Source organism: Pseudomonas sp. P108, from assembly GCF_032613195.1.
GTDB lineage: Bacteria > Pseudomonadota > Gammaproteobacteria > Pseudomonadales > Pseudomonadaceae > Aquipseudomonas.
Map to the genome: position 1 here is coordinate 1,318,676 of NZ_CP126691.1, position 26,846 is coordinate 1,345,521.

General features: G+C 60.3%; 26 protein-coding genes. 22 read left to right on the forward strand and 4 right to left on the reverse strand.

All coding sequences use genetic code 11. From position 1 onward, the window contains the following. The first annotated feature begins 222 nt into the window (after positions 1-222). The 15 genes from QOM10_RS05630 to QOM10_RS05700 all read left to right on the forward strand — a co-directional run bounded on the left by QOM10_RS05630 (position 223) and on the right by QOM10_RS05700 (position 16,175). Entirely contained in the window at positions 223-1,845 is a 1,623-nt protein-coding gene (locus QOM10_RS05630) for a methyl-accepting chemotaxis protein (RefSeq protein ID WP_316917724.1), read from the forward strand. After that, entirely contained in the window at positions 1,845-2,381 is a 537-nt protein-coding gene (locus tag QOM10_RS05635; RefSeq protein ID WP_150775855.1) for a chemotaxis protein CheW, read from the forward strand. The genes QOM10_RS05630 and QOM10_RS05635 overlap by 1 nt, the downstream gene beginning before the upstream one ends. Continuing rightward, a complete protein-coding gene (locus QOM10_RS05640) occupies positions 2,378-3,649 on the forward strand; it encodes a CheR family methyltransferase (protein ID WP_316917725.1) in 1,272 nt (423 codons plus the stop codon). The genes QOM10_RS05635 and QOM10_RS05640 overlap by 4 nt, the downstream gene beginning before the upstream one ends. Then, positions 3,646-4,329, forward strand: a complete 684-nt coding sequence (locus QOM10_RS05645) for a chemotaxis protein CheW (RefSeq protein WP_127925973.1) — start codon at positions 3,646-3,648, stop codon at positions 4,327-4,329. The genes QOM10_RS05640 and QOM10_RS05645 overlap by 4 nt, the downstream gene beginning before the upstream one ends. Next, complete coding sequence (locus QOM10_RS05650; RefSeq protein ID WP_316917726.1) at positions 4,326-6,614, forward strand: hybrid sensor histidine kinase/response regulator; 2,289 nt, start codon at positions 4,326-4,328, stop codon at positions 6,612-6,614. The genes QOM10_RS05645 and QOM10_RS05650 overlap by 4 nt, the downstream gene beginning before the upstream one ends. Beyond that, positions 6,611-7,621 (forward strand): chemotaxis response regulator protein-glutamate methylesterase, encoded by a 1,011-nt coding sequence (locus QOM10_RS05655; protein ID WP_150749469.1) that lies wholly within the window; start codon positions 6,611-6,613, stop codon positions 7,619-7,621. The genes QOM10_RS05650 and QOM10_RS05655 overlap by 4 nt, the downstream gene beginning before the upstream one ends. Before the next feature lie 48 nt (positions 7,622-7,669). Continuing rightward, positions 7,670-8,671 carry a PleD family two-component system response regulator gene (locus tag QOM10_RS05660; RefSeq protein WP_077571285.1) on the forward strand — a complete coding sequence of 334 codons (1,002 nt, stop codon included), beginning with the start codon at positions 7,670-7,672 and terminating at the stop codon, positions 8,669-8,671. Positions 8,672-8,777: 106 nt separating this feature from the next. After that, positions 8,778-9,194 carry a hypothetical protein gene (locus QOM10_RS05665; protein WP_316917727.1) on the forward strand — a complete coding sequence of 139 codons (417 nt, stop codon included), beginning with the start codon at positions 8,778-8,780 and terminating at the stop codon, positions 9,192-9,194. 51 nt (positions 9,195-9,245) lie between these two features. Continuing rightward, positions 9,246-10,341 (forward strand): peptide chain release factor 2 gene (prfB, locus tag QOM10_RS05670; RefSeq protein WP_105707287.1). Its coding sequence is split into 2 segments (ribosomal slippage): positions 9,246-9,317 and positions 9,319-10,341, totalling 1,095 coding nucleotides; the frame shifts between segments, so codons are not numbered across the junction. A 113-nt stretch (positions 10,342-10,454) separates the two neighbouring features. Then, positions 10,455-11,957, forward strand: a complete 1,503-nt coding sequence (gene lysS / locus QOM10_RS05675; RefSeq protein ID WP_122591277.1) for a lysine--tRNA ligase — start codon at positions 10,455-10,457, stop codon at positions 11,955-11,957. A 105-nt stretch (positions 11,958-12,062) separates the two neighbouring features. Beyond that, complete coding sequence (locus tag QOM10_RS05680) at positions 12,063-12,776, forward strand: TetR/AcrR family transcriptional regulator (RefSeq protein WP_127925976.1); 714 nt, start codon at positions 12,063-12,065, stop codon at positions 12,774-12,776. A 157-nt stretch (positions 12,777-12,933) separates the two neighbouring features. Then, a complete protein-coding gene (locus QOM10_RS05685; RefSeq protein WP_127925977.1) occupies positions 12,934-13,488 on the forward strand; it encodes a hypothetical protein in 555 nt (184 codons plus the stop codon). Between the two features lie 33 nt (positions 13,489-13,521). Next, complete coding sequence (locus QOM10_RS05690; RefSeq protein WP_127925978.1) at positions 13,522-14,799, forward strand: flavohemoglobin expression-modulating QEGLA motif protein; 1,278 nt, start codon at positions 13,522-13,524, stop codon at positions 14,797-14,799. Positions 14,800-14,943: 144 nt separating this feature from the next. Beyond that, on the forward strand, positions 14,944-15,849 hold the full coding sequence (locus tag QOM10_RS05695; RefSeq protein ID WP_127925979.1) for an alpha/beta hydrolase: 906 nt from the start codon (positions 14,944-14,946) through the stop codon (positions 15,847-15,849). Beyond that, positions 15,846-16,175, forward strand: coding sequence for a hypothetical protein (locus QOM10_RS05700; protein ID WP_127925980.1), 330 nt, complete (start codon positions 15,846-15,848; stop codon positions 16,173-16,175). Before QOM10_RS05695 ends, QOM10_RS05700 begins: the two co-directional genes overlap by 4 nt. A gap of 462 nt (positions 16,176-16,637) precedes the next feature. On the opposite strand, the gene QOM10_RS05705 is transcribed toward QOM10_RS05700, so the two are convergent. The 3 genes from QOM10_RS05705 to QOM10_RS05715 form a co-directional block, all read right to left on the reverse strand. Then, positions 16,638-17,426 carry an OmpA family protein gene (locus tag QOM10_RS05705; RefSeq protein WP_038357819.1) on the reverse strand — a complete coding sequence of 263 codons (789 nt, stop codon included), beginning with the start codon at positions 17,424-17,426 and terminating at the stop codon, positions 16,638-16,640. 55 nt (positions 17,427-17,481) lie between these two features. Then, a complete protein-coding gene (locus QOM10_RS05710) occupies positions 17,482-17,886 on the reverse strand; it encodes a DUF4398 domain-containing protein (RefSeq protein WP_034154861.1) in 405 nt (134 codons plus the stop codon). Positions 17,887-18,263: 377 nt separating this feature from the next. Continuing rightward, positions 18,264-18,608, reverse strand: a complete 345-nt coding sequence (locus tag QOM10_RS05715; protein WP_008078374.1) for a hypothetical protein — start codon at positions 18,606-18,608, stop codon at positions 18,264-18,266. A gap of 213 nt (positions 18,609-18,821) precedes the next feature. Between QOM10_RS05715 and ppc the strand changes: the two genes are divergently transcribed. The 7 genes from ppc (at position 18,822) to QOM10_RS05750 (ending at position 26,141) form a co-directional block, all read left to right on the forward strand. Beyond that, positions 18,822-21,452 (forward strand): phosphoenolpyruvate carboxylase, encoded by a 2,631-nt coding sequence (gene ppc, locus QOM10_RS05720; protein WP_316917728.1) that lies wholly within the window; start codon positions 18,822-18,824, stop codon positions 21,450-21,452. Between the two features lie 300 nt (positions 21,453-21,752). Further along, the gene (adk, locus tag QOM10_RS05725; protein WP_034154864.1) at positions 21,753-22,403 is read left to right on the forward strand and encodes an adenylate kinase; all 651 of its coding nucleotides are present in this window, start codon (positions 21,753-21,755) and stop codon (positions 22,401-22,403) included. A 93-nt stretch (positions 22,404-22,496) separates the two neighbouring features. Next, positions 22,497-23,171 (forward strand): tRNA (adenosine(37)-N6)-threonylcarbamoyltransferase complex dimerization subunit type 1 TsaB, encoded by a 675-nt coding sequence (gene tsaB, locus QOM10_RS05730; RefSeq protein ID WP_316917729.1) that lies wholly within the window; start codon positions 22,497-22,499, stop codon positions 23,169-23,171. Between the two features lie 234 nt (positions 23,172-23,405). Next, positions 23,406-23,717: a hypothetical protein gene (locus tag QOM10_RS05735; RefSeq protein WP_102900558.1), complete on the forward strand. Its 312-nt coding sequence runs from the start codon at positions 23,406-23,408 to the stop codon at positions 23,715-23,717. Further along, entirely contained in the window at positions 23,717-24,577 is an 861-nt protein-coding gene (locus QOM10_RS05740; RefSeq protein ID WP_316917730.1) for a DUF72 domain-containing protein, read from the forward strand. Before QOM10_RS05735 ends, QOM10_RS05740 begins: the two co-directional genes overlap by 1 nt. Before the next feature lie 32 nt (positions 24,578-24,609). Further along, the gene (locus QOM10_RS05745) at positions 24,610-25,446 is read left to right on the forward strand and encodes an oxaloacetate decarboxylase (protein WP_127925985.1); all 837 of its coding nucleotides are present in this window, start codon (positions 24,610-24,612) and stop codon (positions 25,444-25,446) included. Between the two features lie 2 nt (positions 25,447-25,448). Then, the gene (locus QOM10_RS05750) at positions 25,449-26,141 is read left to right on the forward strand and encodes an extensin family protein (RefSeq protein WP_316917731.1); all 693 of its coding nucleotides are present in this window, start codon (positions 25,449-25,451) and stop codon (positions 26,139-26,141) included. A 3-nt stretch (positions 26,142-26,144) separates the two neighbouring features. Here QOM10_RS05750 and QOM10_RS05755 read toward each other — a convergent pair whose 3' ends face one another. Next, on the reverse strand, positions 26,145-26,765 hold the full coding sequence (locus QOM10_RS05755) for an energy transducer TonB (protein ID WP_316917732.1): 621 nt from the start codon (positions 26,763-26,765) through the stop codon (positions 26,145-26,147). Between the last annotated feature and the right edge of the window lie 81 nt (positions 26,766-26,846).

Sequence of the window (26,846 nt, forward strand, 5' to 3'; positions counted from 1 at the left end):
TCGCGAAGGCATTTTCCGCCGCACAGCGACGGCCATGACCATTCCATCGCCCCTTTTTGCCATTACCCCACTGGCACGCCCACCCGCAATTGTCGGACATTCCCACCCCAGAGCCCTCCCGCAAATCACTGCGGACAGGCCCGAGGGTCAAAAGCGTCTTATAAATGAAACACCGCCCTCGGCTATACTCCCCCGCATTTCGATCAGGCACGAGGAATCACTGTGAAGAACTGGACGTTGCGCCAACGCATTTTGGCGAGCTTTGCGGTGATTATCGCCATCATGTTGCTGATGGTCGTCGTCTCTTATTCGCGACTGTTGAAGATTGAAACCAGTGAAAACAGCGTGCGTGATGACGCGATTCCCGGCGTCTATTACAGCTCGATGATCCGTGGTGCGTGGGTCGATAGCTATCTGCAGACTCAGGAATTGCTCGGGCTCAAGGAAGGTCAGGGGATTTCCAGCGAGGACGCGGCGGACTACAAAGCCTTCGAGGCGCGTTTGCAGGAGCAGATGGCCAACTATCGCAAGACCATGGCCACCGACGAGGACCGGACCGAGTTCGCGGCGTTCGAGAAGTACCACGACGCCTACATCCAGATTCAGGATGCCGTGCTGGACCTGCACAAGCGCAACCTGGAAGCGGACGCGGTCAGGATGTTCCACGACAAGCTCACACCCGCCTGGTATTCCGGGCGCATGAAGCTCAACGACATCATTGGCGAAAACAAGAAAGTCGCCGATCAGGCCATGAACAATATCGATGACGCTGTGGCCGCGGCCAAAGTCAGCATGTTCATTTCCCTGTTGGTCGCGGTTCTGGCCGCCGGCCTGTGCGGCCTGTTGTTGATGCGCGCAATCATGGCGCCGATGAACCGCATCGTGCAGATCCTCGAAACCATGCGCACTGGCGACCTCAGTTCGCGCCTGAACCTTGAGCGCAAGGACGAGTTCGGCGCCGTCGAAACCGGCTTCAACGACATGATGACCGAGCTGACCGCGCTGGTGTCGCAGGCACAGCGCTCGTCGGTGCAGGTAACCACCTCGGTGACCGAGATCGCCGCGACCTCCAAGCAACAGCAAGCCACCGCTACCGAAACCGCAGCGACCACCACCGAAATCGGCGCGACCTCCCGCGAGATTGCCGCCACGTCGCGCGATCTGGTGCGCACCATGACCGAAGTTTCCACCGCCGCCGATCAGGCCTCGGTGCTTGCCGGTTCCGGTCAGCAAGGTCTGGCGCGCATGGAAGACACCATGCACTCGGTGATGGGCGCGGCCGATCTGGTCAACGCCAAACTGGCGATCCTCAATGAGAAGGCCGGCAACATCAACCAGGTGGTGGTGACCATCGTCAAGGTTGCCGACCAGACCAACCTGTTGTCGCTCAACGCGGCGATTGAAGCCGAGAAGGCCGGTGAATACGGTCGCGGTTTTGCTGTGGTCGCCACCGAAGTGCGACGTCTGGCGGATCAGACCGCTGTCGCCACTTACGACATCGAGCAGATGGTGCGCGAAATCCAGTCGGCGGTGTCTGCCGGGGTGATGGGTATGGACAAGTTCTCCGAAGAGGTGCGCCGTGGCATGTCCGAAGTGCAGCAAGTCGGCGAACAGCTGTCGCAGATCATCCATCAAGTGCAGGCACTGGCGCCGCGGGTGTTGATGGTCAACGAGGGCATGCAGGCTCAGGCCACCGGCGCCGAGCAGATCAACCATGCGCTGGTGCAGTTGGGTGACGCCAGCAGCCAGACCGTCGAGTCGCTGCGTCAGGCCAGTTTCGCCATCGACGAACTGAGCCAGGTGGCCGTCGGGCTGCGCAGCGGCGTTTCGCGATTCAAAGTCTGATGAGCGACATCATCGCCAAACGCAGCGCCGCGCAGGTGGCGAAGCCGGCGTTGTTCCTGCTGTTTCGCATCGGCAGCGAGCGTTACGCCCTGCGCGCCACCGAAGTGGCGGAGGTGCTGCCGCGTCTGCCGTTGAAGCCGATCGCGCGGGCGCCACAGTGGGTGGCCGGCGTGTTCGCCTATCGCGGCGCGGTAGTTCCGGTGATTGACCTCAGCGCATTGACCTTCGGCCATCCCGCCGAAGCGCGCACCAGTACGCGGCTGGTGCTGGTGAATTACCAGCCTGATGAGTCGCAACCGGCGCAATGGCTCGGACTGATTCTGGAACAGGCTACCGACACGCTGCGCTGCCATCCTCATGAGTTTGCGCCCTACGGCCTCGACAACCGCGAGGCGCCCTACCTCGGCCCGGTTCGCGAAGATGCTCAGGGGTTGGTGCAGTGGGTACGGGTCAATGACCTGCTTGATGATGCCGTGCGCCGTTTGCTGTTCCCCGATCCGCCGCTGAGTCCGGCGCAGCTTGAGGCGCAGGCATGAATAGCGATCAGCGCTTTTTCGACTTTCTCAAGGAACGCATCGGTCTCGATGTCACCTCGGTCGGCCCGGCGATCATCGAGCGCGCCGTGCGTCAGCGCACGACGCTCTCGCAAGCGGCGCATGCCGATGAGTATTGGCTGTTGCTGCAAGGCTCGCGGGAAGAACAGCAAGCGCTGATCGAGGCGGTGATCGTCCCGGAAACCTGGTTTTTCCGCTATCCGGAATCCTTCGCGACGCTGGGCAAACTGGCGCGTAAACGCCTTAGCGAACTGAACAATATGCGTGCGCTGCGCATCCTCAGTTTGCCGTGTTCCACGGGCGAAGAACCCTATTCGATTGCCATGGCCTTGCTCGATGCCGGGCTCAAGCCGCATCAGTTCAAGGTCGACGGCATGGATGTCAGCCCGCTGTCGGTGGACAAGGCTCGACGTGCGTTGTACGGCAAGAATTCGTTTCGCGGCCAGGATCTGGACTATCGCGAACGGCATTTCACGCCTGAGCAGGACGGTCATCGGGTCAACGAGAATGTCCGTGAGCAAGTGCGTCTGCAGGTCGGCAATGTGCTCGATCCAACGCTGTTGGCCAGTGAGCCGGCGTTCGATTTCGTGTTCTGCCGCAATCTTTTGATCTACTTCGATCAGCCGACCCAGAAGCAGGTGTTCGAAGTGCTCAAACGCCTGACTCATGTCGATGGCGTGCTGTTTATCGGTCCGGCCGAGGGCAGTCTGCTCGGGCGTTTGGGCATGCGTTCGATCGGCATCCCGCAATCCTTTGCCTTCAGCCGCCACAGCGACCCGCACCCCGAGCCGTTGCCGACGCCTAAACCCGTCACATTGCCTGTCAGCCTACCGCCGCGCAGCACACCGCCAGCGGTGGTGCGCCAGCGACCGTTTGCCTCCGTGACGCCTTTGCCTGTTTCCGGCAAAGCGAGCAACCCGGACGCAGCGACCTTGCTGGCCAATATCGCCGCGCTGGCCAACGAAGGCAAAAGCGCCGAAGCCCGGGCTGCCTGCGAGCAATATCTGCGCAGTCATGAACCGGTGGCTCAGGTGTTTTACTGGCTCGGCTTGCTCAGCGATGTCGCTGGCCTGACGCTGGAAGCCCAAGGTTTCTACCGCAAGGCGCTGTATCTCGAACCGCAACATCCCGAAGCGTTGATGCACCTGGCCGCGTTGCTGCAGGCTCAGGGCGACAGTGTCGGAGCCAGACGATTGCAGGAGCGCGCCGCCCGCAGTGGCCGCACCGCTGACAGTGAGCGTAACCGATGATCCCGTCCGACACCTTGAACGTCACCCACGAAGACGCCCGGGCCATCGATGATTGCTGGAATCGCATCGGCATCCATGGCGACAAGTCCTGTCCGCTGCTGGACGAGCACATTCATTGCCGCAACTGCTCGGTGTATTCCGCCGCTGCCACGCGTCTGCTCGATCGATATGCGTTGCAGCAGGACGAGCGCGATCCGGTGGCCACGGCCGTTGAAACGGACGTGAAAACCCGTTCGCTGTTGATGTTCCGTCTCGGCGAAGAATGGCTGGGGCTGGCGACACGCAGCCTCGTTGAAGTCGCGCCGCTGCAGGCGATTCACTCGTTGCCGCACCAGCGCTCGCGAGCCTTGCTTGGCGTGGCGAATGTGCGCGGCGCGCTGGTGGCGTGTCTGTCACTGGTCGAACTGCTCGATCTGGATGGCAGCGTTACACCGACCACCAGCGGGCGAATCATGCCGCGTATGTTGATCATCGCCGCCCATGGCGGGCCAGTCGTGGTGCCGGTGGATGAGGTCGACGGTATTCATGCCATCGACGAGCGCATTCTCGACGCCGCATCGCAGTCCGGCGCGCAAGCCAGCGCGAAATACACCCGTGGCGTTCTGCAATATCGCGGTCGCAGCCTGCGTTGGCTGGATGAAGAACAGCTGTTGTCCGCCGTGACCCGGAGCCTCACATGACCCCCGAGCAAATGCGCGACGCCTCCTTGCTGGAGCTGTTCAGCCTCGAAGCCGAAGCCCAGACCCAGGTGCTCAGCGCCGGGCTGCTGGCGCTGGAGCGTAATCCGACCCAGGCCGATCAACTGGAATCGTGCATGCGTGCGGCGCACTCGCTCAAAGGTGCGGCGCGAATCGTCGGCATCGACAGCGGCGTCAGCGTTGCTCATGTGATGGAAGATTGCCTGGTCAGCGCGCAGGAAGGGCGCTTGCTGCTGCGTCCCGAACACATCGATGCGTTGTTGCAGGGCACCGATTTGCTGATGCGCGTTGCTACCCCGACGAATGCACCGCAGCCGAGTGACATCGACGCTTACGTGGCGTTGATGGCCGGTTTGCTCGATCCAGCGACGCCGCCAGCAGCACTTGCTGTGTCGCCGATGGCCGAGTTGCAACTTGACGCGCCGTCTGTGTTTGAACCCGCGCCAGCGCCTATCATCGAAGCCCCGGTCGAACCCTCCGAATCGGCACCCCGCAAAAACAAACGCACCACCGAAGGTGGTGAGCGCGTCTTGCGTGTCACCGCCGAGCGTCTGAACAGCCTGCTCGATCTGTCGAGCAAATCGCTGGTGGAAACCCAGCGCCTCAAGCCGCATCTGGCGACCATGCAACGCCTCAAACGCATGCAGAACAACGGCCTTCGCGCGTTGGAAAACCTCAACGTGCACCTCAAGGAACACGCGCTGAGTCTGGAGGCGCTGGAAGCCTTGGAAGACGCGCGGCGTTTGCTCGCCGAATCCCAGCAACTGCTGAGCGAGAAAAACGCCGAACTCGACGAATTCGCCTGGCAGGCCAGTCAACGTGCGCAAGTGCTCTACGACACCGCGCTGGCGTGCCGCATGCGGCCCTTCGCCGATGTGCTGACCGGTCAAGTGCGCATGGTGCGGGATCTGGGTCGCAGCCTCGGCAAACAGGTACGCCTGGAGATCGAAGGCGAAAAGACCCAGGTCGACCGCGACGTGCTGGAGAAACTCGAAGCACCGCTGACGCATTTGCTGCGCAACGCCGTTGATCACGGCATCGAAACCCCTGAGCAGCGTCTGCTTAAAGGCAAATCAGAAGAGGGCCTGATCCGCCTGCGCGCCTCGCATCAGGCTGGTCTGCTGGTGCTGGAACTGAGCGATGACGGCAACGGTGTCGATCTGGAAAAAGTCCGCCGCAGCATCGTCGAACGGCAGTTATCCCCAGCTGAAACCGCCGCGCAGTTGAGCGAAGAAGAACTGCTGACCTTCCTGTTCCTGCCCGGCTTCAGCCTGCGCGACACGGTCACTGAAGTGTCCGGGCGCGGCGTCGGCCTCGATGCCGTTCAGCATATGGTTCGTCAGTTGCGCGGTGCGGTGGTGTTGGAGCAGGCGGCGGGCGAGGGCAGTCGCTTTCATCTGGAAGTGCCGCTCACCTTGTCGGTGGTGCGCAGCCTGGTCGTCGAAGTCGGCGAAGAGGCGTATGCCTTCCCACTGGCGCACATCGAGCGCATGTGTGATCTGGCCCCGGAAGACATCGTGCAGGTCGAAGGCCGTCAGCATTTCTGGCACGAAGGCCAGCACGTCGGGCTGGTCGCGGCCAGCCAGTTGCTCAATCGTCCGGCCAGTCAGAACAGCGGCGAAACCCTTAAAGTCGTGGTGATTCGCGAGCGCGATGCAGTTTACGGCGTTGCCGTCGAACGCTTCATCGGCGAGCGCACCCTGGTGGTCTTGCCACTCGATGAGCGTCTGGGCAAAGTGCAGGACATCTCCGCGGGGGCGTTGCTCGACGACGGCTCGGTGGTGCTGATCGTCGATGTCGAAGACATGCTGCGTTCGGTGGACAAACTGCTCAATACCGGGCGCCTTGAGCGCATCGCCCGCCACGGCAATCAGGCTGCTGAGGCCGCGCGTAAACGGGTGCTGGTGGTCGACGATTCGCTGACCGTGCGCGAGTTGCAACGCAAACTGCTGCTCAATCGCGGCTACGACGTCGCGGTGGCGGTGGACGGTATGGACGGGTGGAACGCGCTGCGTTCAGAGGACTTCGATTTGCTGATCACCGACATCGATATGCCGCGCATGGACGGCATCGAGCTGGTCACATTGCTGCGTCGCGACAACCGTCTGCAATCGCTGCCGGTGATGGTCGTGTCGTACAAGGATCGCGAAGAGGATCGCCGCCGTGGACTCGATGCCGGGGCGGACTATTATTTAGCCAAAGCCAGTTTTCATGACGACGCCCTGCTCGACGCAGTGGTCGAGCTCATCGGAGGAGCGCGCGCATGAAGATCGCAATCGTCAACGACATGCCCATGGCGGTTGAGGCGCTGCGCCGGGCGCTGGCCTTCGAGCCGGCGCATCAAGTGCTCTGGGTCGCCAGAAATGGCGCCGAGGCAGTGCAACTGTGCGCTGAAAACACCCCGGATCTGATTCTGATGGACCTGATCATGCCGGTGATGGACGGTGTCGAAGCCACTCGCCGGATCATGGCCGAAAGCCCGTGCGCCATCGTTATCGTGACCGTTGACCGTCAACAGAACGTGCACCGTGTCTTCGAAGCCATGGGTCACGGCGCGCTGGACGTGGTCGATACTCCGGCCCTCGGCGTCGGTGATGCTCGGGAAGCAGCAGCGCCTTTGTTGCGCAAAATTCTCAATATTGGCTGGCTGATCGGCGATAAGCCGCAACGTTCGCGGCCGGCGCCGACGGCTCAGCGCAGCTCTGCCTCATGTAAGCGGCTGGTGGCGATCGGCTCATCGGCAGGTGGGCCAGCGGCGCTGGAGGTGTTGCTCAAGGGCTTGCCGAAGGATTTCTCGGCGGCGATCGTACTGGTGCAGCATGTCGACCAGGTGTTTGCTGCCGGCATGGCCGAATGGCTGGCCAGCGCCAGCGGCCTCGATGTGCGTCTGGCCCGCGAGGGCGAACCGCCGCAGGCCGGCGCCGTGTTGCTGGCCGGCACCAACCACCATATTCGCTTATTGAAAAACGGCACGCTGGCCTACACCGCCGAGCCGGTCAACGAGATCTACCGACCCTCGATCGACGTGTTTTTCGAGAGTGTTGCCAGCTATTGGAATGGCGACGCGATCGGGGTTTTATTGACCGGGATGGGACGTGACGGCGCGCAAGGGCTTAAGCTCATGCGCCAACAGGGTTATCTGACCATCGCGCAGGATCAGCAAAGCAGTGCGGTGTATGGCATGCCCAAGGCCGCTGCGGCCATTGATGCCGCCGTAGAAATACGTCCACTGGAAAGAATAGCGCCACGATTGCAGGAGATTTTCCCCAAATGATCAGGTCAATCCGCAATCCTGGCCCCCGCAGTACTCAGGTGACCGCCCATGAATGACTTACAGATCGACGACATTAAAACCGACGAAAACGCCGCCATGGTGTTGTTGGTGGACGATCAGGCGATGATCGGCGAAGCCGTGCGCCGTGGGCTGTCGAATCAGGAAAATATCGACTTCCACTTCTGCTCCGACCCGCAGCAGGCCATTGCCCAGGCGGTGCGGATCAAACCGACGGTGATCCTGCAGGACCTGGTGATGCCCGGCCTTGATGGCCTGAGCCTGGTGCGCGAATACCGCAATCACCCGGCGACCAAGGACATCCCGATCATCGTCCTGTCGACCAAGGAAGACCCGCTGATCAAAAGCGCGGCGTTTTCCGCCGGGGCCAACGATTATCTGGTGAAACTGCCAGACACCATCGAACTGGTGGCGCGCATCCGCTATCACTCGCGGTCTTACATGACGTTGTTGCAGCGCGATGCCGCGTACCGCGCGCTGCGGGTCAGTCAGCAGCAGTTGCTCGACACCAATCTGGTGCTGCAACGCTTGATGAACTCCGATGGCTTGACCGGGCTGTCCAACCGCCGCCATTTCGACGAGTACCTGGAACTGGAGTGGCGCCGCTCGTTGCGCGATCAGAGCCAGTTGTCGCTGCTGATGATCGACGTCGATTACTTCAAGTCCTACAACGACAGCTTTGGCCACGTTGAAGGGGATGAGGCGTTGCGCAAGGTGGCGACGGCGATCCGCGAGGCCAGCGCACGACCGTCGGATCTGCCGGCGCGTTATGGCGGTGAGGAATTTGTGCTGGTGCTGCCGAACACCTCGCCGGGCGGCGCGCGGCTGGTGGCGGAGAAACTGCGCCAGACCGTGGCCTCGCTGAAAATTCCGCACAACACCCCGGCGGAAGGGGCGAGTCTGACCATCAGTATTGGTCTGGCGACCATGGTGCCGCAGGCGGGCAGTGATTGCCGGTTGCTGATTTCGGCGGCGGATCGTGGCCTGTACCTGGCGAAGAACAATGGCCGTAATCAGGTCGGAATCGAGTAAGCGCTTACCCTCACCCCAGCCCTCTCCCGGAGGGAGAGGGGGCCGATCGAGGTGTCTGGCGCTGTACATCGACCTGATCGACCGAGTCGATCATGGATCTTCAAGCGTGGCGATTCCGGATTCGGCATTACCATTTCAAGTCGGCGTACCTCTTGAATATCCCCCAATCAGTCCCCTCTACCTCTGGGAGAGGGCTAGGGTGAGGGCAGGCCCACACGCCAATTTCCGCCTGAAAGCCTTGGCGATCTTGGATTCGGCAAAGCCCTTTCACGTCGGCGTACCTCTCGAATATCCCCCAATCAGTCCCCTCTACCTCTGGGAGAGGGCTAGGGTGAGGGCAGGCCCACACGCCAATTTCCGCCTGAAAGCCTTGGCGATCATGGATTCGGCAAAGTCCTTTCACGTCGGCGTATCCCTCAAATATCCCCCAATCAGTCCCCTCTACCTCTGGGAGAGGGTTAGGGTGAGGGCAAAGGCTTTAATGATCCCCACACCCGCCAGACGGGCTGCCGTCACAGCCTGATTACGTTATACTCGCCGGCTTTCAAAAGTTCGCCAACGAGTGCTGCCCGTCATGGAAATCAACCCGATCCTGAACACCATCAAGGACCTGTCCGAGCGCTCCGAAACTATTCGGGGGTATCTTTGACTACGATCAAAAGCATGAGCGTCTGACTGAAGTCAATCGCGAGCTTGAAGATCCGAGCGTCTGGAACAAACCTGAATACGCCCAGGAACTGGGTCGCGAGCGCGCTGCGCTGGCACAGATCGTCGACACCCTCGATGAACTGAACGCCGGTCTGGCCGATTGCCGCGACCTGCTGGACATGGCCGTCGAAGAAAACGACGAAGGCGCAGTGGGCGATGTCGTCGCCGAGCTGGCCCGTCTCGAGGAAAATCTGGCCAAGCTGGAATTCCGCCGCATGTTCAGCCATGAAATGGACCCGAACAACGCGTACCTGGACATCCAGGCCGGTTCCGGCGGCACTGAAGCCCAGGACTGGGCCAACATCCTGCTGCGCATGTACCTGCGCTGGGCGGACAAACGCGGTTTCGATGCCACCATCATGGAACTGTCCGCCGGTGAAGTCGCCGGTATCAAAGGTGCGACTGTGCATATCAAGGGCGAATACGCCTTTGGCTGGCTGCGTACCGAGATCGGCGTACACCGTCTGGTGCGCAAGAGCCCGTTCGACTCCGGCAACCGTCGTCACACTTCGTTCTCCGCGGTTTTCGTTTCGCCAGAGATTGACGACAAGGTGGAAATCGAAATCAACCCGGCAGACCTGCGGATCGACACCTATCGTTCCTCCGGTGCCGGTGGTCAGCACGTAAACACCACAGACTCGGCTGTACGTATCACCCACGTACCGACCAACACCGTGGTCAGCTGCCAGAACGAACGTTCCCAGCACGCCAACAAGGACACCGCCATGAAAATGCTGCGGGCCAAGTTGTACGAGCAGGAAATGCAGAAACGCAACGCCGCGTCGCAAGCGCTGGAAGACACCAAGTCGGACATCGGCTGGGGTCACCAGATTCGCTCGTACGTGCTCGATGCGTCGCGGATCAAGGATCTGCGCACCAACATCGAACGCAGCGACTGCGACAAGGTACTCGACGGCGACATCGACGAATACCTGTATGCCAGCCTGAAATCCGGGCTGTAAAAGACGCAATACAGCATCGGCTGATTCAACCCGATCCCTGTAGGAGCCAGCCTGCTGGCGATCCCCGGGCCGCAACGCCCGGGGGCAACGAACCTGATGGAATATCTAAAGACATGAGCGACCAACAACTCGACCCGCAAGCCCTGCAACAGGAAGAAAACTCCCTGATCGCCCTGCGCAAGGAAAAGCTGGCTGCCGAGCGCGCCAAGGGCAACGCCTTCCCGAACGACTTCCGCCGCGACAACTACTGCGATGCCTTGCAGAAACAGTACGCGGACAAGACCAAGGAAGAGCTGGCCGAGGCTGCAATTCCGGTCAAGGTTGCCGGTCGCATCATGCTCAACCGTGGCTCGTTCATGGTGATCCAGGACATGACCGGTCGCATCCAGGTCTACGTCAACCGTAAAACCCTGTCGGAAGACACCCTGGCCGCGGTGAAAACCTGGGACATGGGCGACATCATCGCCGCTGAAGGCACCCTGGCGCGTTCCGGCAAGGGCGACCTGTACGTTGAGATGACCAGCGTGCGTCTGCTGACCAAATCGCTGCGTCCGCTGCCGGACAAGCACCACGGCCTGACCGACACCGAACAGCGCTACCGCCAGCGCTACGTTGACCTGATCGTCAACGAAGAAGTGCGTCAGACCTTCCGCGTCCGTTCGCAAGTGATCGCGCACATCCGCAGCTTCCTGATGAAGCGCGACTTCCTCGAAGTCGAAACGCCGATGCTGCAGACCATTCCGGGCGGCGCCGCGGCCAAACCGTTCGAAACCCACCACAACGCGCTGGACATGGAAATGTTCCTGCGTATCGCGCCAGAGCTGTATCTGAAGCGCCTGGTGGTCGGTGGTTTTGAAAAGGTCTTCGAGATCAACCGCAACTTCCGTAACGAAGGCGTTTCGACTCGTCACAACCCTGAATTCACCATGTTGGAGTTCTACCAGGCGTACGCCGACTACGAAGACAACATGGACCTGACCGAAGAACTGTTCCGTGAACTGGCGCAGCTGGTGCTGGGGTCTACCGACGTGCCGTACGGCGACAAGGTGTTCCACTTCGGCGAGCCGTTCGTGCGTCTGTCGGTGTTCGACTCGATCCTCAAGTACAACCCTGAGCTGACCGCCGATGATCTGAACGACATCGACAAGGCGCGCGCCATCGCCAAGAAGGCCGGTGCCAAGGTGCTGGGCTTCGAAGGTCTGGGCAAGTTGCAGGTGATGATTTTCGAAGAACTGGTCGAGCACAAGCTGGAACAGCCGCACTTCATCACTCAGTACCCGTTCGAAGTGTCGCCGCTGGCCCGTCGTAACGATGACAACCCGAACGTCACCGACCGCTTCGAGCTGTTCATCGGTGGCCGTGAAATCGCCAACGCCTACTCCGAGTTGAACGACGCAGAAGACCAGGCCGAGCGCTTCATGGCGCAGGTGGCCGACAAGGACGCCGGTGACGACGAAGCCATGCACTACGACGCCGACTTCGTTCGCGCGCTGGAGTACGGCATGCCGCCAACGGCCGGTGAAGGCATCGGCATCGATCGTCTGGTGATGTTGTTGACCAACTCGCCGTCGATCCGCGATGTGATCCTGTTCCCGCACATGCGACCGCAAGCGTAAACGTTTCAGTTAAAAAGCCGCCTAAAACAGGCGGCTTTTTATTGCCTGTCTGGTACAAATGTATCAATTGGTTAATTTTGCAATAGCAGAGGAAGTTCTGTCGTGATGGGTGCAATAGCTCAAGAGGGTGCAGCGGGTATCGCCACTGCGGTCGCTGAAAGTGTTCAGTACCAGGGTCGCAAGGCCAGCCGACAGGGCAGTGAGCAGCGTCGACAGGACATTCTCGACGCGGCGATGCGCATTGTCGTGCGTGACGGCGTACGTGCCGTGCGCCACCGCGCAGTGGCCGCCGAGGCCGGCGTGCCGTTGTCGGCGACCACCTACTACTTCAAGGACATCGACGACCTGCTCACCGATACCTTCGCCCAATATGTCGAGCGCAGTGCGGCGTACATGGCCAAGTTGTGGGTCAACAACGAAGGTTTGCTGCGCGAGATGGTGGTCAGCGGTGACGGCAGCCCGGAGTCGCGTTCGCAACTGGCCGACGACATTGCGCGGTTGATGGCGGATTATGTACACCGTCAATTGCTTAACCGTCGCGAGCATTTGATGGCCGAGCAGGCGTTTCGCCAGGAAGCGCTGCTCAATCCGCGTCTGGCAATTCTGGTGCGCTCGCATCAGCAGATTCTGTTGCAGGGCACCTGCCAGTTGTTTCAGGTATTGGGCTCGCGTGAACCGCAACAGGATGCCAAGGTGTTGACGGCGATTATCGGACGGATGGAATATCAGGGCCTGCTCAACGACGCCGAGCCTTTGGCCGAAGAGGACATGCTCGGCATTCTGACGCGCTACATGCACCTGGTGCTCGCGTCGGTGTAATCCGCTGTTGCTTCACTCTGTGGGAGCGAGCCTGCTCGCGAATGCGGTCTGACATTCAACATCTCTGTTGCCTGACACACCGCTTTCGCGAGCAGGCTCGCTCCCACAGGGGACTGCAGTGATATTCAGGGCGGCGAATGTTCATAGGGAGTATTGAATGAAAGCCTGGCGTGGCGTGCTGATCGCCTTGTCGTTTCTGCTGCTCAGTGGCTGTCTGGTGACCTTCAAGGAACCGCTGGCCACCAGTGACCCGGCGCCCAAGGGCTTGCTCGGCAAATGGTCGAGCACCAATGCCTGGGGCGAGCCGATGAACCTTGAGCTGACGCGCCTGGGCAATGACCGCTATCAGGCCGTCACCTACTTCAAGGCCAAGCCCCGTGAACGCGAAGCCTATCCGTTCACCGTGTCGCGCCATGGCAACCGCTGGTATCTGTCGGCGAAAGTCCCGGCGCGGTTTGGCGGCCACTACACCATCGCCGGTTTCGAACTCACCGATAAACACGAACTGGTGGTTTATAACCTCGACCTCGAGCAGATCAACCAGGCGATCAAACAAAAAGCCCTCGACGGTCAGGCCTTCCAGACCGACGATGGCGACGGCGTGCATGTCGACAGTAACCTCGACAAGGTCTTTGCTTACCTCGACGATCCGGCCAATTCCGATGTCTTTGTCGAAGCCGTGCGCTACCAGCGCCAGGCCCGCGCCCAATAATTCACTACGTCAGGTTTTCTACAGGAGTTTCGGGTGGACGATTACCAGCAGTCGATACGCATATTGTCCGACCGCATTGTGCTGGCGCAGACACCGATCCGTGTGCTCGACGCGGTCAAGTGGGACGAGAACATCCGCAAGGGCTTCCTCAAGGCCAAAGGCAAGGAAATGCCGGCGGTGGATCGTGACTACTACCTCAATCGACCACTGAGTTTCGATTCGAGCAAGGTCAAACTGGAATTCCAGAACATCGAGCGCGACATCACCCGCCAGCTCGGCCAGTTCAACCCGGTCGGGCAGATCATGCGGCGCATGTGCAAGGAATACCGCATGGTGGTGCGCATGCTCGAAGCGCGCGGCACCGAGGATTTCGGGTTGATCTCGCAAGAGCTGTACGGCGCTGCGTCCGATGCCTTCCACGCCGGTGACCCGACGCTGGCCGACCTCGGCCTGATGATGTCCGACTATCTGAACAACATCGATGGTCGTGGCGACCTCAAGGACGAACCGAAAACCCTCACCGCCAAGGACGCCGTGCACTTGCTGCAAACCCGTCTGAACAAGGTGTTCGGCGAGGCCGAGGAAACCATTCGCGTATTCGAATCCGACGGCATCGTCGCCGACGCAGCGGCCGGTGCGGATTACATCAAGATCCGTACCGACGCGATGTTCAACGATCGCGACGTGCGCGCGCTGGAAGTCCACGAGGGTCTGGTCCACGTCGGCACCACGCTCAATGGTCTCAATCAGCCGATCTGCACCTTCCTCTCCAAAGGCCCGCCCTCGTCGACGGTGACCCAGGAAGGCCTGGCGATCCTGATGGAAATCATCACTTTTGCCTCCTACCCGAGTCGTCTGCGCAAACTGACAAACCGCACCCGCGCGATTCACATGGTCGAGGAGGGCGCGGACTTCCTGCAGGTGTTCGAGTTCTTCCGCGAACAGGGTTTCGAGATGGCCGAAAGCTACGGCAACGCCAGCCGGGTTTTCCGTGGATCGACGCCGACCGGTCTGCCATTTACCAAAGACTTGTCCTATCTCAAGGGCTTTATCATGGTTTACAACTACATTCAGTTGGCTGTGCGTAAAGGCAAGCTTGAGCAGATTCCGTTGTTGTTCTGCGGCAAGACCACGCTGGAAGACATGCGGACCTTGCGCCAGTTGGTGGATGAAGGATTGGTAGTGCCACCGAAGTATCTGCCGGACCAGTTCCGCGATTTGAATGCGTTGTCGGCGTGGATGTGCTTCTCCAACTTCCTCAACCATTTGAGCCTGGACCGGATCGAAGCGGATTACTCCAATATCCTCTGATACCACACCGATCGTTCCCATGCTCTGCGTGGGAATGCCGCCATGGACGCTCCGCGTCCACTGTGACGCAGAGCGTCACAGGATGCATTCCCACGCAGAGCGTGGGAACGATCTAAACCCGAATTTTTTGCGAGGTTTCACCGGATGAGAATCCTCGGCATCATCTGCCTGCTCCTGACCCTCGGCGGTTGCAGCTCTTTGTTGTTCTACCCCGAGCCGGGCCAGATTTTCACCCCGGAAAAAGCCAAACTCGAATACCGCACCGTCACGCTGGTCACGGCTGACGGGTTGAAGCTCAACGCCTGGTGGCTGCCGGCCAAACCCGGTGTCGAGGTCAAAGGCACCGTCCTGCATCTGCACGGCAACGGCGGTAATCTGCCGATGCACCTGGGTGGCAGTTGGTGGCTGCCGAAAAATGGCTATCAAGTGCTGCTGGTGGACTATCGCGGCTATGGCTTGTCCGAGGGCGAGCCGAGTTTGCCGGCGATCTATCAGGACATCGACGCCGCGTTCGCCTGGCTCGACAAGTCGCCGGAAGTCAAAGGCAAGCCATTGGTGTTGCTCGGCCAAAGCCTCGGCGGTTCGATGGCGGTGCATTGGCTGGTACAACATCCTGAAAGACAAAAGCAGCTCAAGGCTTTGGTGCTCGACGGCGTGCCCGCCAGCTATCGCAGCGTCGGCCAATACGCCCTCAGTACCTCGTGGCTGACCTGGCCATTTCAGGTGCCGTTGTCGTGGCTGGTGCCGGACGGCGACAGCGCGATCAACTCGATGCCGCAGCTCAACGGCGTGCCGAAACTGATTTTCCACAGCATCGACGATCCGCTGGTACCACTTTCCAACGGCATCCGCCTGTATCAGGCTGCGCCGCCACCGCGCGTGCTGCAACTGACTCGCGGCGGTCATGTGCAGACCTTCGGCGACCCGGTGTGGCGTCAGGTCATGCTGCGCTACCTCGACGATCCCGAGCACTTCAACGGCCTGCGCCGTCTCGGCGAAATCCCCAATTACCCGACCCCCCCGAATTCTGAAGACGAGAGTCCGCAATGACTGAAGAACGTAACGCCATCCCGCTGATCATCACCGGTATCTGCAGCATCCTCGGCACCGTCGGGGCGCTGTGGTACTACGGCTACCTGCACTTTGCCAAACCCGAGGATGCGTTGTTGCTCAATGAATTCACCATGCTCAAGACCGTGCCGGGCGAAGACTACAAAGTCTCGCTCACCCCGGCGCCGCAAGTGGCGCAGTGCATTGATGGCGTGCTGGTGTTGTTCGATACCGAGCAGAAAGGGTTGACCGGTGTGCTGATTAACGCTCAGAAAAAAGCCGTGCGCTGCATGGGCGAAGAGACCCCGCAGAAGCTGCAAGAGTGATTCTGCAGGTTCAGCCCTCACCCTAACCCTCTCCCAGAGGGAGAGGGGACTGACCGAGGTGTTCTTTCGCTATACGCCGACCTGATCCATCGTGTCGAACACAAATTCTGAAAGCACTACGAATCGGCTCCCTCTCCCTCGGGAGAGGGCTGGGGTGAGGGGCTGCGATTTCAGCCCGCACAAAAAAAGCCCAGCCTGATCCATCGTGTCGAACACAAATTCTGAAAGCACTACAAATCGGCTCCCTCTCCCTCGGGAGAGGGCTGGGGTGAGGGGCTGCGATTTCAGCCCGCACAAAAAAAGCCCAGCCTGATCCATCGTGTCGAACACAAATTCTGAAAGCACTACAAATCGGCTCCCTCTCCCTCGGGAGAGGGCTGGGGTGAGGGGCCGCGATTTCAGCGCCACAAAAAAAGCCCCGCCTGATCACTCAGACGGGACTTTTGCGTTACAGCCTGAAGCTTAGTTCGAGCTGACTGCCGAACGTGGCATCACTGGCTGGTTGTCGTTGGAAATGGTCACTTCCACACGACGGTTCATCGCACGGCCGGAAACACTGCCGTTCTCGGCAACCGGGTATTCCTTGCCATAGCCTTGGGTGACGATACGCGCTGGATCAACGCCCATTTTCACCAGCGCGGTGCGCACGGAGTTGGCGCGACGCTCGGACAGCGACTGATTGTGGCTGGCAGTACCGGTGCTGTCGGTGTAGCCCTCGACGATCACTTTGCGATCCGGGTTTTCCTGGAGGAATTGCGCCAGTTTGTTGATGTTCACCAGACCGCTGGATTTCAGGTCGGCACGGTCAGTGGCGAACAGCACGTCACCGAAAGTCACCAGCGTACCGCGATCGGTCTGCTTGGCGTTCAGGCTGTCCTGCAGCTGTTTGATCTGCTGATCACGCGCATCCAGACGCGCCTGGGCACGTTGGGCTGCAGCATTCTTCAGATTGTTTTCAGCGGTGCGCAGGGCGATGGTCTGCTTGGCCACTTCCACACGCTGGTTGGTCAGGTAGGCCAGTTGGTCGACCTTGGCCGCGTCTTGCTTGTCCAGATAAGCCTTGTCGGCCTTGTCCAGGTAGTCGCTGGCGTCTTTGGTTTCCAGTGCTGCGACTTTGCTCGCCTGTGGGTTGGCTTGCAGGCCGGCGTAGTTGGTGCGCGCCTGTTCCAGGTTCGGGTTCGGCGGGGTAGAGCAGGCAGCCAGAGCGACGCTTGCGGCCAGAAGAGCGGGGATCATCAGTTGCTTACGCATAATTTGTCGTCCTTTCTATCGATAAAAGTTTCAGCGTTGCTATCGGGATGCGCGCTTACTGCACGGTGCGCTGACTTTCCTGACGCAGTTCCTGAACACCTTTCTGGGAATCCTTCACAGCCTGTTCGGCTTTTGCCGCCTGAGCCTTGCGTTCGGCGACGCGAGCGTCCCACTCGGCTTGCTCGGACAGGGTGCGCGCTTCGTCATACTTCTTGTCGTGCATGGCGATTTCGGCTTGTTTCAGTTTGTCCTGCGCCTGCTTCATCTCAACCGCAGCGAACTCGGTACCGCCGGCGCTGACAGCGCTGTTCACGGCCGATTGGGTCACGGCGTATTGCTCGGTCGGTGGGTTACCGGCGCAACCGGCCAGCACGAAGCTGGTGCCGATGGCCAGAGCCGCCAGTTTCAGACCGCGCAGGTGGGTAAACGAGGTTTGGTTTTTCATGGTCTTCAACTCCATTAGGCATCTCCTGAAAACATCTGAATCCATCCTGGTCGAGGAGCCGCAAGCGACGTGTGAAAGCGCGTTTTTGAAACGCTCGTTCCAGGCGTGGTTACAGGTTCCGACCGGCGGGATTTTTCAAAAGTTCAGAAAAGATGGCCTATCGCCAAAAAATATTTTGACCGAATGGACAAGGCTCTAAAGCGGGAACTTTGGCGGCAGAGAGTGGTACGCGCGGGGTTTCAAGACGCCGAAAGCACATCGATTTTCAGCTTGAAATACCATCCCTGTAGGAGTGAGCCAGCTCGCGATGGCGTTGTATCAGACAACAAAAATGTTGAATGAAAAACTGCTATCGCGAGCAGGCTCACTCCTACAGTTTGATCTAGGTTGTGTCAGTGTTTTTGCTTGCCGGCAGCCGCCGAGAGGTCATGCAAATGCCGGCGCGACAACGCCAGAAACCGCGGCGTCGGCCCAACATCCTCATACAACGGATCACCTTCCTCATCGGTCGCCACCACCGTCGAACCCTTCACATACGGCAGGCTCGCTTCAAACTCTTCAAGGGCTGCGCCGATCAGTTCGCCGAGCAGCTCTTCGGCATGCCGTTTGGGGTACATCTCGGCAATCGCTGCCAGACGCGCAGCGGCCTCGACGTCCAGATGAATCGTGTAGCCAGTGTCGGTCAGGCGACCCTTGGCGTTTTCTTCCCAATGCTGGGCGAGTTCACGAATTTTCATGATGACCTCATTTCGCGCCTGCTCATGGCAGGCCTGGGTGAGTGTCCGGCAGCGCCGGCGGCAAGCCGTTGTACGGCTTACTGTTGAGACTAGCTTTTGTCAGTAAGGTTTAAAGTCCCTTGGTCGGCTGCTTGTAAGAAGCGTCGTAGAGCGGCACTCTCTAGGTCATGCACTTGTTTCTAAGCCGTCCGGATTACTGCTGGGGAATTGCTGATGACCGATATTGATGCACGCTTGCGCGAAGACGTTCACCTGCTCGGAGAGCTGCTGGGCAACACCATTCGAGATCAATACGGCGAGGCCTTCCTCGACAAGATCGAGCAGATCCGCAAGGGCGCCAAGGCCGATCGGCGTGGTTCGATGGACGCTGAACTGAGCGCCAGCCTCAATCAATTGAGCGAAGACGAATTGCTCCCGGTGGCGCGGGCGTTCAACCAGTTTCTCAACCTGGCGAACATCGCCGAGCAGTACCAGTTGATCCATCGACGCGAAGAGTCGCAGCCGGCGCCGTTCGAATCCCGCGTGCTGCCTGAGTTGCTCGCCCGTTTACGCAACGAAGGCCACAGCGCCGAGTCGCTGGCCCGGCAACTGGCGCGACTGGAAATCGAACTGGTGCTGACCGCGCACCCGACCGAAGTCGCGCGACGCACGCTGATTCAGAAGTACGACGCGATCGCCGGACAACTCGCTGCGCAAGACCATCGCGACCTGACCAGCGCCGAACGCGAACAGATTCAAAACACCCTGCAACGGCTGATTGCCGAAGCCTGGCACACCGAAGAAATCCGCCGCACGCGCCCGACGCCGGTCGACGAAGCCAAGTGGGGCTTCGCGGTGATCGAGCATTCGCTGTGGCAGGCGATCCCCAACCATATGCGCAAGGCCGACAAGGCCTTGCATGAAGCGACCGGCCTGCGTCTGCCACTGGAAGCGGCGCCGATTCGCTTCGCTTCTTGGATGGGCGGCGACCGTGATGGCAACCCCAACGTCACCGCCGCGGTGACTCGCGAAGTGCTACTGCTGGCGCGCTGGATGGCCGCCGATTTGTACCTGCGCGATGTCGATCATCTTGCGGCTGAACTGTCGATGCAGCAGGCCAGCGATGCCCTCAAAGCCAAGGCTGGCGACAGCGCCGAACCGTATCGTGCGGTGCTCAAACAACTGCGCGAACGCCTGCGCGCGACGCGCAACTGGGCACACGCCGCGCTGACCGCACCGACGCCAGCGCCGTCTGATGTGCTGAGCAACAACCGTGATCTGCTCGATCCGCTGGAGCTGTGCTTCAACTCGCTGCACGAGTGTGGCATGGGTGTGATCGCCGATGGCCCGCTGCTTGATTGCCTGCGTCGTGCGGTGACTTTTGGCCTGTTCCTTGTACGCCTCGATGTGCGGCAGGATTCCTCGCGGCACAGCTCGGCAATGACCGAAATCACTGATTACCTCGGCCTCGGTCGTTATGAAGACTGGGACGAAGAGCAGCGCATCGCTTTCCTCACCCGCGAACTGAGCAACCGTCGGCCATTGCTGCCGGCGCACTTCAAGCCTTCTGCTGATACCGCTGAAGTACTCGACACCTGCAAGGAAATCGCCGCCGCACCGGGCGCTTCGCTCGGCTCCTACGTGATCTCCATGGCCGGCGCTGCTTCCGATGTGCTTGCCGTGCAACTGCTGCTCAAAGAGTCCGGCGTGCTACGGCCGATGCGCGTAGTGCCGCTGTTCGAAACCCTCGCCGACCTCGACAACGCCGGGCCGGTGATGGAGCGCTTGTTGCTGCTGCCGGGCTACCGTGCACGGCTGCAAGGTCCGCAGGAAGTGATGATCGGTTATTCCGACTCGGCCAAGGACGCTGGCACCACGGCGGCGGCCTGGGCGCAATATCGTGCACAGGAACGCCTGGTGGAGATCTGCCGCGAGCAGCAAGTCGAACTACTCCTGTTCCACGGTCGCGGCGGTACTGTTGGTCGTGGCGGTGGCCCGGCGCACGCGGCGATTCTGTCGCAGCCGCCGGGATCGGTGGCGGGGCGTTTCCGCACCACCGAGCAGGGCGAAATGATTCGATTCAAATTCGGCCTGCCAGATATCGCCGAACAAAACCTCAATCTGTATCTGGCGGCGGTGCTTGAAGCGACTTTGCTGCCGCCACCGCCGCCAACGCCTGAGTGGCGCCATCTGATGGATGAGTTGGCGGCTGACGGTGTCAGTGCTTATCGCCAGGTCGTGCGGGAAAACCCGCAATTCGTCGAGTACTTCCGCCAGTCCACGCCGGAGCAGGAACTGGGGCGTTTACCGCTCGGTAGTCGCCCGGCCAAGCGTCGCGCGGGCGGCATAGAAAGTCTGCGAGCGATCCCGTGGATTTTTGGCTGGACGCAAACGCGGTTGATGCTGCCAGCGTGGCTGGGTTGGGAGTCGGCGCTGAGCAAAGCACTGGAGCGCGGCGAAGGCGAATTGCTCGGGCAGATGCGTGAACAATGGCCGTTCTTCCGCACTCGTATCGACATGCTCGAAATGGTCTTGGCCAAGGCTGATGCGGATATCGCATTGTCCTACGATCAGCGTCTGGTCGAGCCGGACTTGCTGCCGTTGGGCGCGCAGTTACGCGACCTATTGTCGCAGGCGTGTGCGGTGGTGCTCGGCCTGACTGGCCAGTCGCAGCTGCTGGCACATAGCCCTGACACCCTCGAATTCATCCGTTTGCGCAACACCTACCTCGACCCGCTGCATCTATTGCAGGCCGAATTGCTGGCCCGTTCGCGGCAACAGGAGGTCGAGCAGGGCAGCCCGGTGGAACAGGCGTTGCTGGTGTCTGTGGCGGGGATTGCCGCCGGTTTGCGAAATACCGGCTAACGTTTTTGTCGTGGCGTGCGGCATCGGCAACAAACGTCGGATGCCGCTTTGCCTCACGGCGCAAAGTGCCGCCAGGCGACAGTTAATGATGGGGTTGCGACTTGGGTTACCGCGTCGCAAGGTCGCGGGGGGCTTCGGTTTCTCCGACTTTTGGCGTCTTGTGTGGGCGCAGCCTGCTGTGTATCTTGATCAGCCTTTGGCCGTTTGTGCGGCCACGACCCGTATTTTCAGGATTCGTCCCAAGCGGCGAATCCTTTGTTTTGTAAAAGCTTTTTATAAAAAAATTGAGGAGCACATCTAATGCGCGTCATTCTGCTGGGAGCTCCCGGGGCCGGTAAAGGTACTCAGGCTAAGTTCATCACCGAAAAATTCGGCATTCCACAAATTTCCACCGGCGACATGCTGCGTGCAGCGGTCAAGGCCGGTACTCCACTGGGCGTGCAAGCCAAGAGCATCATGGATGCCGGCGGTCTGGTGTCGGATGACCTGATCATCGCACTGGTTCAGGACCGTATCGCTCAGCCTGACTGCGCCAACGGCTTTCTGTTCGACGGCTTCCCGCGCACCATTCCGCAGGCTGAAGCCCTGGTGACTGCCGGTGTTGAGCTGGATGCCGTGGTTGAAATCGCTGTTGAAGACGAAGAAATCGTTCAACGCATCGCCGGTCGTCGTGTTCACGAAGCCAGCGGCCGCGTTTACCACATCGTCTACAACCCGCCGAAAATTGCGGGCAAAGACGACATCACCGGCGAAGAGCTGGTACAGCGCAAGGACGACACCGAAGAAACCGTGCGTCATCGCCTGTCGGTCTACCATTCGCAGACCAAGCCGCTGGTGGAGTTCTATCAGAACCTGTCCGCGAAAAACGCTGGCAAGCCGAAGTACAGCCACATCCCGGGCGTTGGTTCGGTCGATGCGATCACCGCCAAGGTGCTGGCCGCGCTGAGCTGAAAAGTCTGAACCGCAGCATCATCCACGGCCCGCTTGCGGGCCGTAGTTGTTTATACTGACGCACTTTTTCCCACCCCTGTTTTGGAAACATCGATGAGCACCTTGCTGGCCCTGGACACCGCGACTGAAGCTTGCTCCGTTGCTTTGCTGCATGACGGCAAGGTCACGAGCCATTACGAGGTGATCCCGCGCCTGCACGCGCAGAAGCTGCTGCCGATGATTCAGCAACTGCTGGCCGGCGCCGGCACCACGTTGCAAGCGGTCGATGCGATTGCCTTCGGTCGCGGGCCGGGTGCGTTTACCGGGGTGCGGATTGCCATTGGTGTGGTGCAGGGGCTGGCGTTTGCGCTGGATCGTCCGGTGTTGCCGGTATCCAACCTTGCCGTGCTGGCGCAGCGCGCGTTGCGTGAGCACGGTGTGAGCCAAGTCGCGGCGGCCATCGATGCGCGGATGGATGAAGTGTATTGGGGCTGCTACCGCGAGACGGCGGGGGAGATGCGTCTGGTTGGTGCCGAAGCGGTGTTGCCGCCGGAAGTCGCGGCGCTGCCGGCCGATGCCAGTGGCGACTGGTTCGGTGCTGGCACCGGTTGGGGTTATGGCGAGCGCATTGCGGTCAATCTGAGCGGCTCCAACGCCGGCATGCTGCCCCACGCCGAAGACCTGCTGACGCTGGCGCGTTTTGCCTGGGAACGCGGCGAGTCGATCCCGGCGGATGACGCGCAACCGGTTTACCTGCGCGACAAGGTCGCCACCCCGAAAGCCCGCTGATTCACTCGATACCGAATTGCCCCTTTCGCGAGCAGGCTCGCTCCCACAGGTACAGCGCTGTCCTTGTGGGAGCGAGCCTGCTCGCGAATAGCTTTCTGCCGACGACACCAATCGTCAGTTTCTAACCCCGCGTTTTAAACCTTTTGCGCTTTATGTGTTCTAGTTATCACTCGGCGGTTTGCTAAGTCAGTCAAGTGCCGCTAAATTGCCATCATCGATACCGAGCATGAATTTATGCGTATAGACGGCCTTTCCTCTCAGTCCTACCCCATCAAGCGCAAGCCTCGCAAAGGCCATGTGACTGTGGATGAGTCCGTCGACGATATCGACGGTGAGATCGAATTTCCGACTGAAGAGCAACTGGCTGCCCGTGCTGCCGCCAAAGCCGCCGCGCAACGCCTGAGCAATCTGCCCGCCCGTCAACAAGACATGATTTACCACCGTGCGATGAAAAAGAGCGTAGCCATGGCCTTGGCCAGCTACCTGAGCACCGCCGGTTTTGTCGATTGGGATGCAGACGTGCTGGGCCTCGATCTGTACATCTGATGGATCTGCCTTACTACCTCGGTTGCCCGTCCTGGAGCGAAAATGCCTGGCGCGAGTATCTGTACCCGGTAGACGCCAAAACCGCCGATTTCCTCGGTCTCTATTCGCAAGTGTTCAACGCCGTTGAAGGCAACACGACCTTCTACGCTAGCCCGTCGCCGGCCACCGTGCAGCGTTGGGCCGAGGTGATGCCCGAACACTTTCGCTTCACCGCCAAATTTCCCGGCGACATCAGCCACAGCGGTGATCTGCGCGAGCAACTGACCGCCGCCGATACCTTCCTGCAATTACTCAAACCCCTCGGCCAGCGTGTCTCGCCGATGTGGTTGCAACTGTCGAAAAGCTTTACGCCGCATCGCCTGCCGGAACTGGCAGCGTTCATCGATGCGCTGGATTGCCCGTTGGCGGTGGAAGTGCGGCATGAACAGTTCTTCGCCAAGGGCGAGAGCGAACGCCTGCTGAATCGCCTGCTGCTGGATCGTGGTGTCGAGCGCATTTGCCTTGATCCGCGTGCGCTGTTCAGCTGCCTGTCGACCGAGTCTTCGGTGATTCACGCGCAATCGAAAAAGCCGCGAGTGCCGACACGCCCGGCGGCATTTACGCAATTTCCGCAGGTGCGCTTCATTGGCCATCCAGAGCTTGAGGCCAACGACCCGTTTCTGCTGCCGTGGGTGGCTAAAATCGCCGAGTGGATCGAAGAGGGGCGCACGCCGTACATCTTCCTGCACACCGCCGACAACCTGTTGGCGGCAAAACTGGCGCAACGTTTTCACACGCAACTGATGCAACGTTTGCCTGGCCTGCCAGCGCTGCCTGAGCTATACAGAGAACCCGCCGCCGAGCAACTTGACCTGCTCTGAGGCGGATTTTTATCCTGCCAGGGAGCCTGCCGATGGACGCCTCAGCCCTTCAAGAACAAACCCGTAAAGCCCACGCCTTCAAAGTCCTGCATGAGCGTCCGGGGATTTTTGTCATTCCCAATCCGTGGGATGCAGGTTCGGCGAAAATGCTCGCCAGCCTGGGGTATCAGGCCTTGGCGACCACCAGCGCCGGGTATGCGTTTTCCCAAGGCAAGGCTGACGGTGCCTTGAGCCTTGATGAGACCTTGGCCAATGTCCGCGCAATCGTCGCCGCGACGGATCTGCCGGTGGCGGTGGATCTGGAAAACGGTTTTTCCGATGACCCGGCCGAAGCCGCGAAAAGCCTGCTTCGCGCAGCCGAGGCGGGCGCGGTGGGTGGCTCGATCGAAGACGCCACAGGCCGCGCGGATGCGCCGATCTATTGTTTCGAACACGCCGTGGCGCGCATCGAAGCCGCTGTTGCTGCGGTGCGCACGCTACCATTTCCCTTCATCCTCACCGCGCGTGCGGAAAACTATCTGCACGGCAATCCCGACATCAACGACACCATCCGCCGCTTGCAGGCCTTCGCCGAAGCAGGCGCCGACGTGCTGTACGCGCCAGGGTTGCGCAACGCCGAAGAAGTGCTGGCGGTGGTGCGCGCGGTGGCGCCGAAACCGGTCAATGTGCTGATGTCCGGCGGTTTGAAACTGACCGTGCAGGAGCTGGAGGAAATGGGCGTGCGCCGCATCAGTACTGGTTCGGCGCTGGCGTTGGCGGCGTTCGGCGAATTTTTTCGCGCCGCTGAAGAGATCCAGCAATCGGGCACGTTCGGCTTTACCTCGCAGTCGATGCCGTACGCCAAGGCCAATCAGTTCTTCAAGGGTTGAGCATGGGGCGATGGATTGCGCTAAGCGTCCTGTTGATCATCGGCGGCGCGTTGATCAGTGTCTGGCGCGGTTGGCTGGACGTGCCGCCAGAATGGAATCCATGGGCGCCGCTGGATGTGCAAGCCGCGCCCAACTGGCTGACCGGTTACAAGCTGATGCGCTTGCGCAGTGATCCTGAGCTCTGCGCCCAGGCGTTAAGCAGTTCCGATCTGCGCGTCACACCTCAATCCGACAGCCCCGACGCCAAGTGCCCACTGATCGGCGCATTACGCGTGCAGGGCGGTGAGGTGGCGCTGAGCAGCAGTTTCCTCGCCAGTTGCCCATTGGCGGTCGCCTACGCGATGTTCGAGCACCATTCGCTGCAACCCGCCGCACAGTCGGTTTACGGTCAGAAAGTCGCGCGAGTCGATCACCTCGGCAGCTTCGCCTGTCGCAATGTCTACAACCGCGAAAGCGGCGCGCTCAGCCGTCATGCCAGTGCCGATGCGCTGGACATCGCCGGTTTTCGTCTGGCCGACGGTCGCAGTATCAGCGTGCTCAAGGACTGGCCGAAGCAAAATCAGGACGCGCAGTTTCTCCGTCAGGTGCGCGACGGTGCCTGCGAGGCGTTCAGTGTGGTGTTGAGTCCGGATTACAACGCCGCCCATCGCAATCACTTTCATGTCGATGTCGGGCGCTGGAGCGTGTGTCGCTGAGTGTTAAGCGGCTAGGCGCAGGTTCTGCAGAACGATCGGACGTGCCCAGCCGTTATCGAAGTCCAGCGCTTTCTGTTGCTCGACGATTTCTTCCGGCGGGAACGGCGGGTAAGGCTTTTGCAGCAGATCCAGATCGAACTCGGCAATCGGCAGGTACAGCGGTTTCTTCTGCGGTGCCGGGCCTGGTTCTGGTGTTGGCTGACCGTTGTTGATCACCACCGGCCGTACCCAGCTGCTGTCGAAATCCTGTTGCTCTTGCTGAGCTTTCAATTCTTCTGGCGGGAACGGTGGGAATGGCTTGTCGAGCAAGTCCATTTCGAACTCGGCGATCGGCAGGAACAGCGGCTCCGGCGGACGCACTTCGGTCTCGACCACATCGCACTCGCGCTGGCTGACGATGTGCGCGTGCAGCTCGCTGCCGATGGTCGGTTCTTCAGGGCTGCTCAGGTCAACCGGCGGAAATGTACCGCAGGCAGGCACCACTTCACTCGTCTGTTCGGCCAGCGCCTGGGCAAAGAAATCCTGCCACAGATGACTGACGCCGCTCAGTGCTTGAGTGTTTTGACGGCTAAAGTCGCCATGGGGCGAGATGTAGCCAATCGATGTGGGAAGAATGCCTGACATTTTTTTCGGTTGACGCTCAGCTCTGGCAAAATGCGCGTTGAATGAATTATCGGCGGTTTTTGCCGATCCTTGAATTTTTGA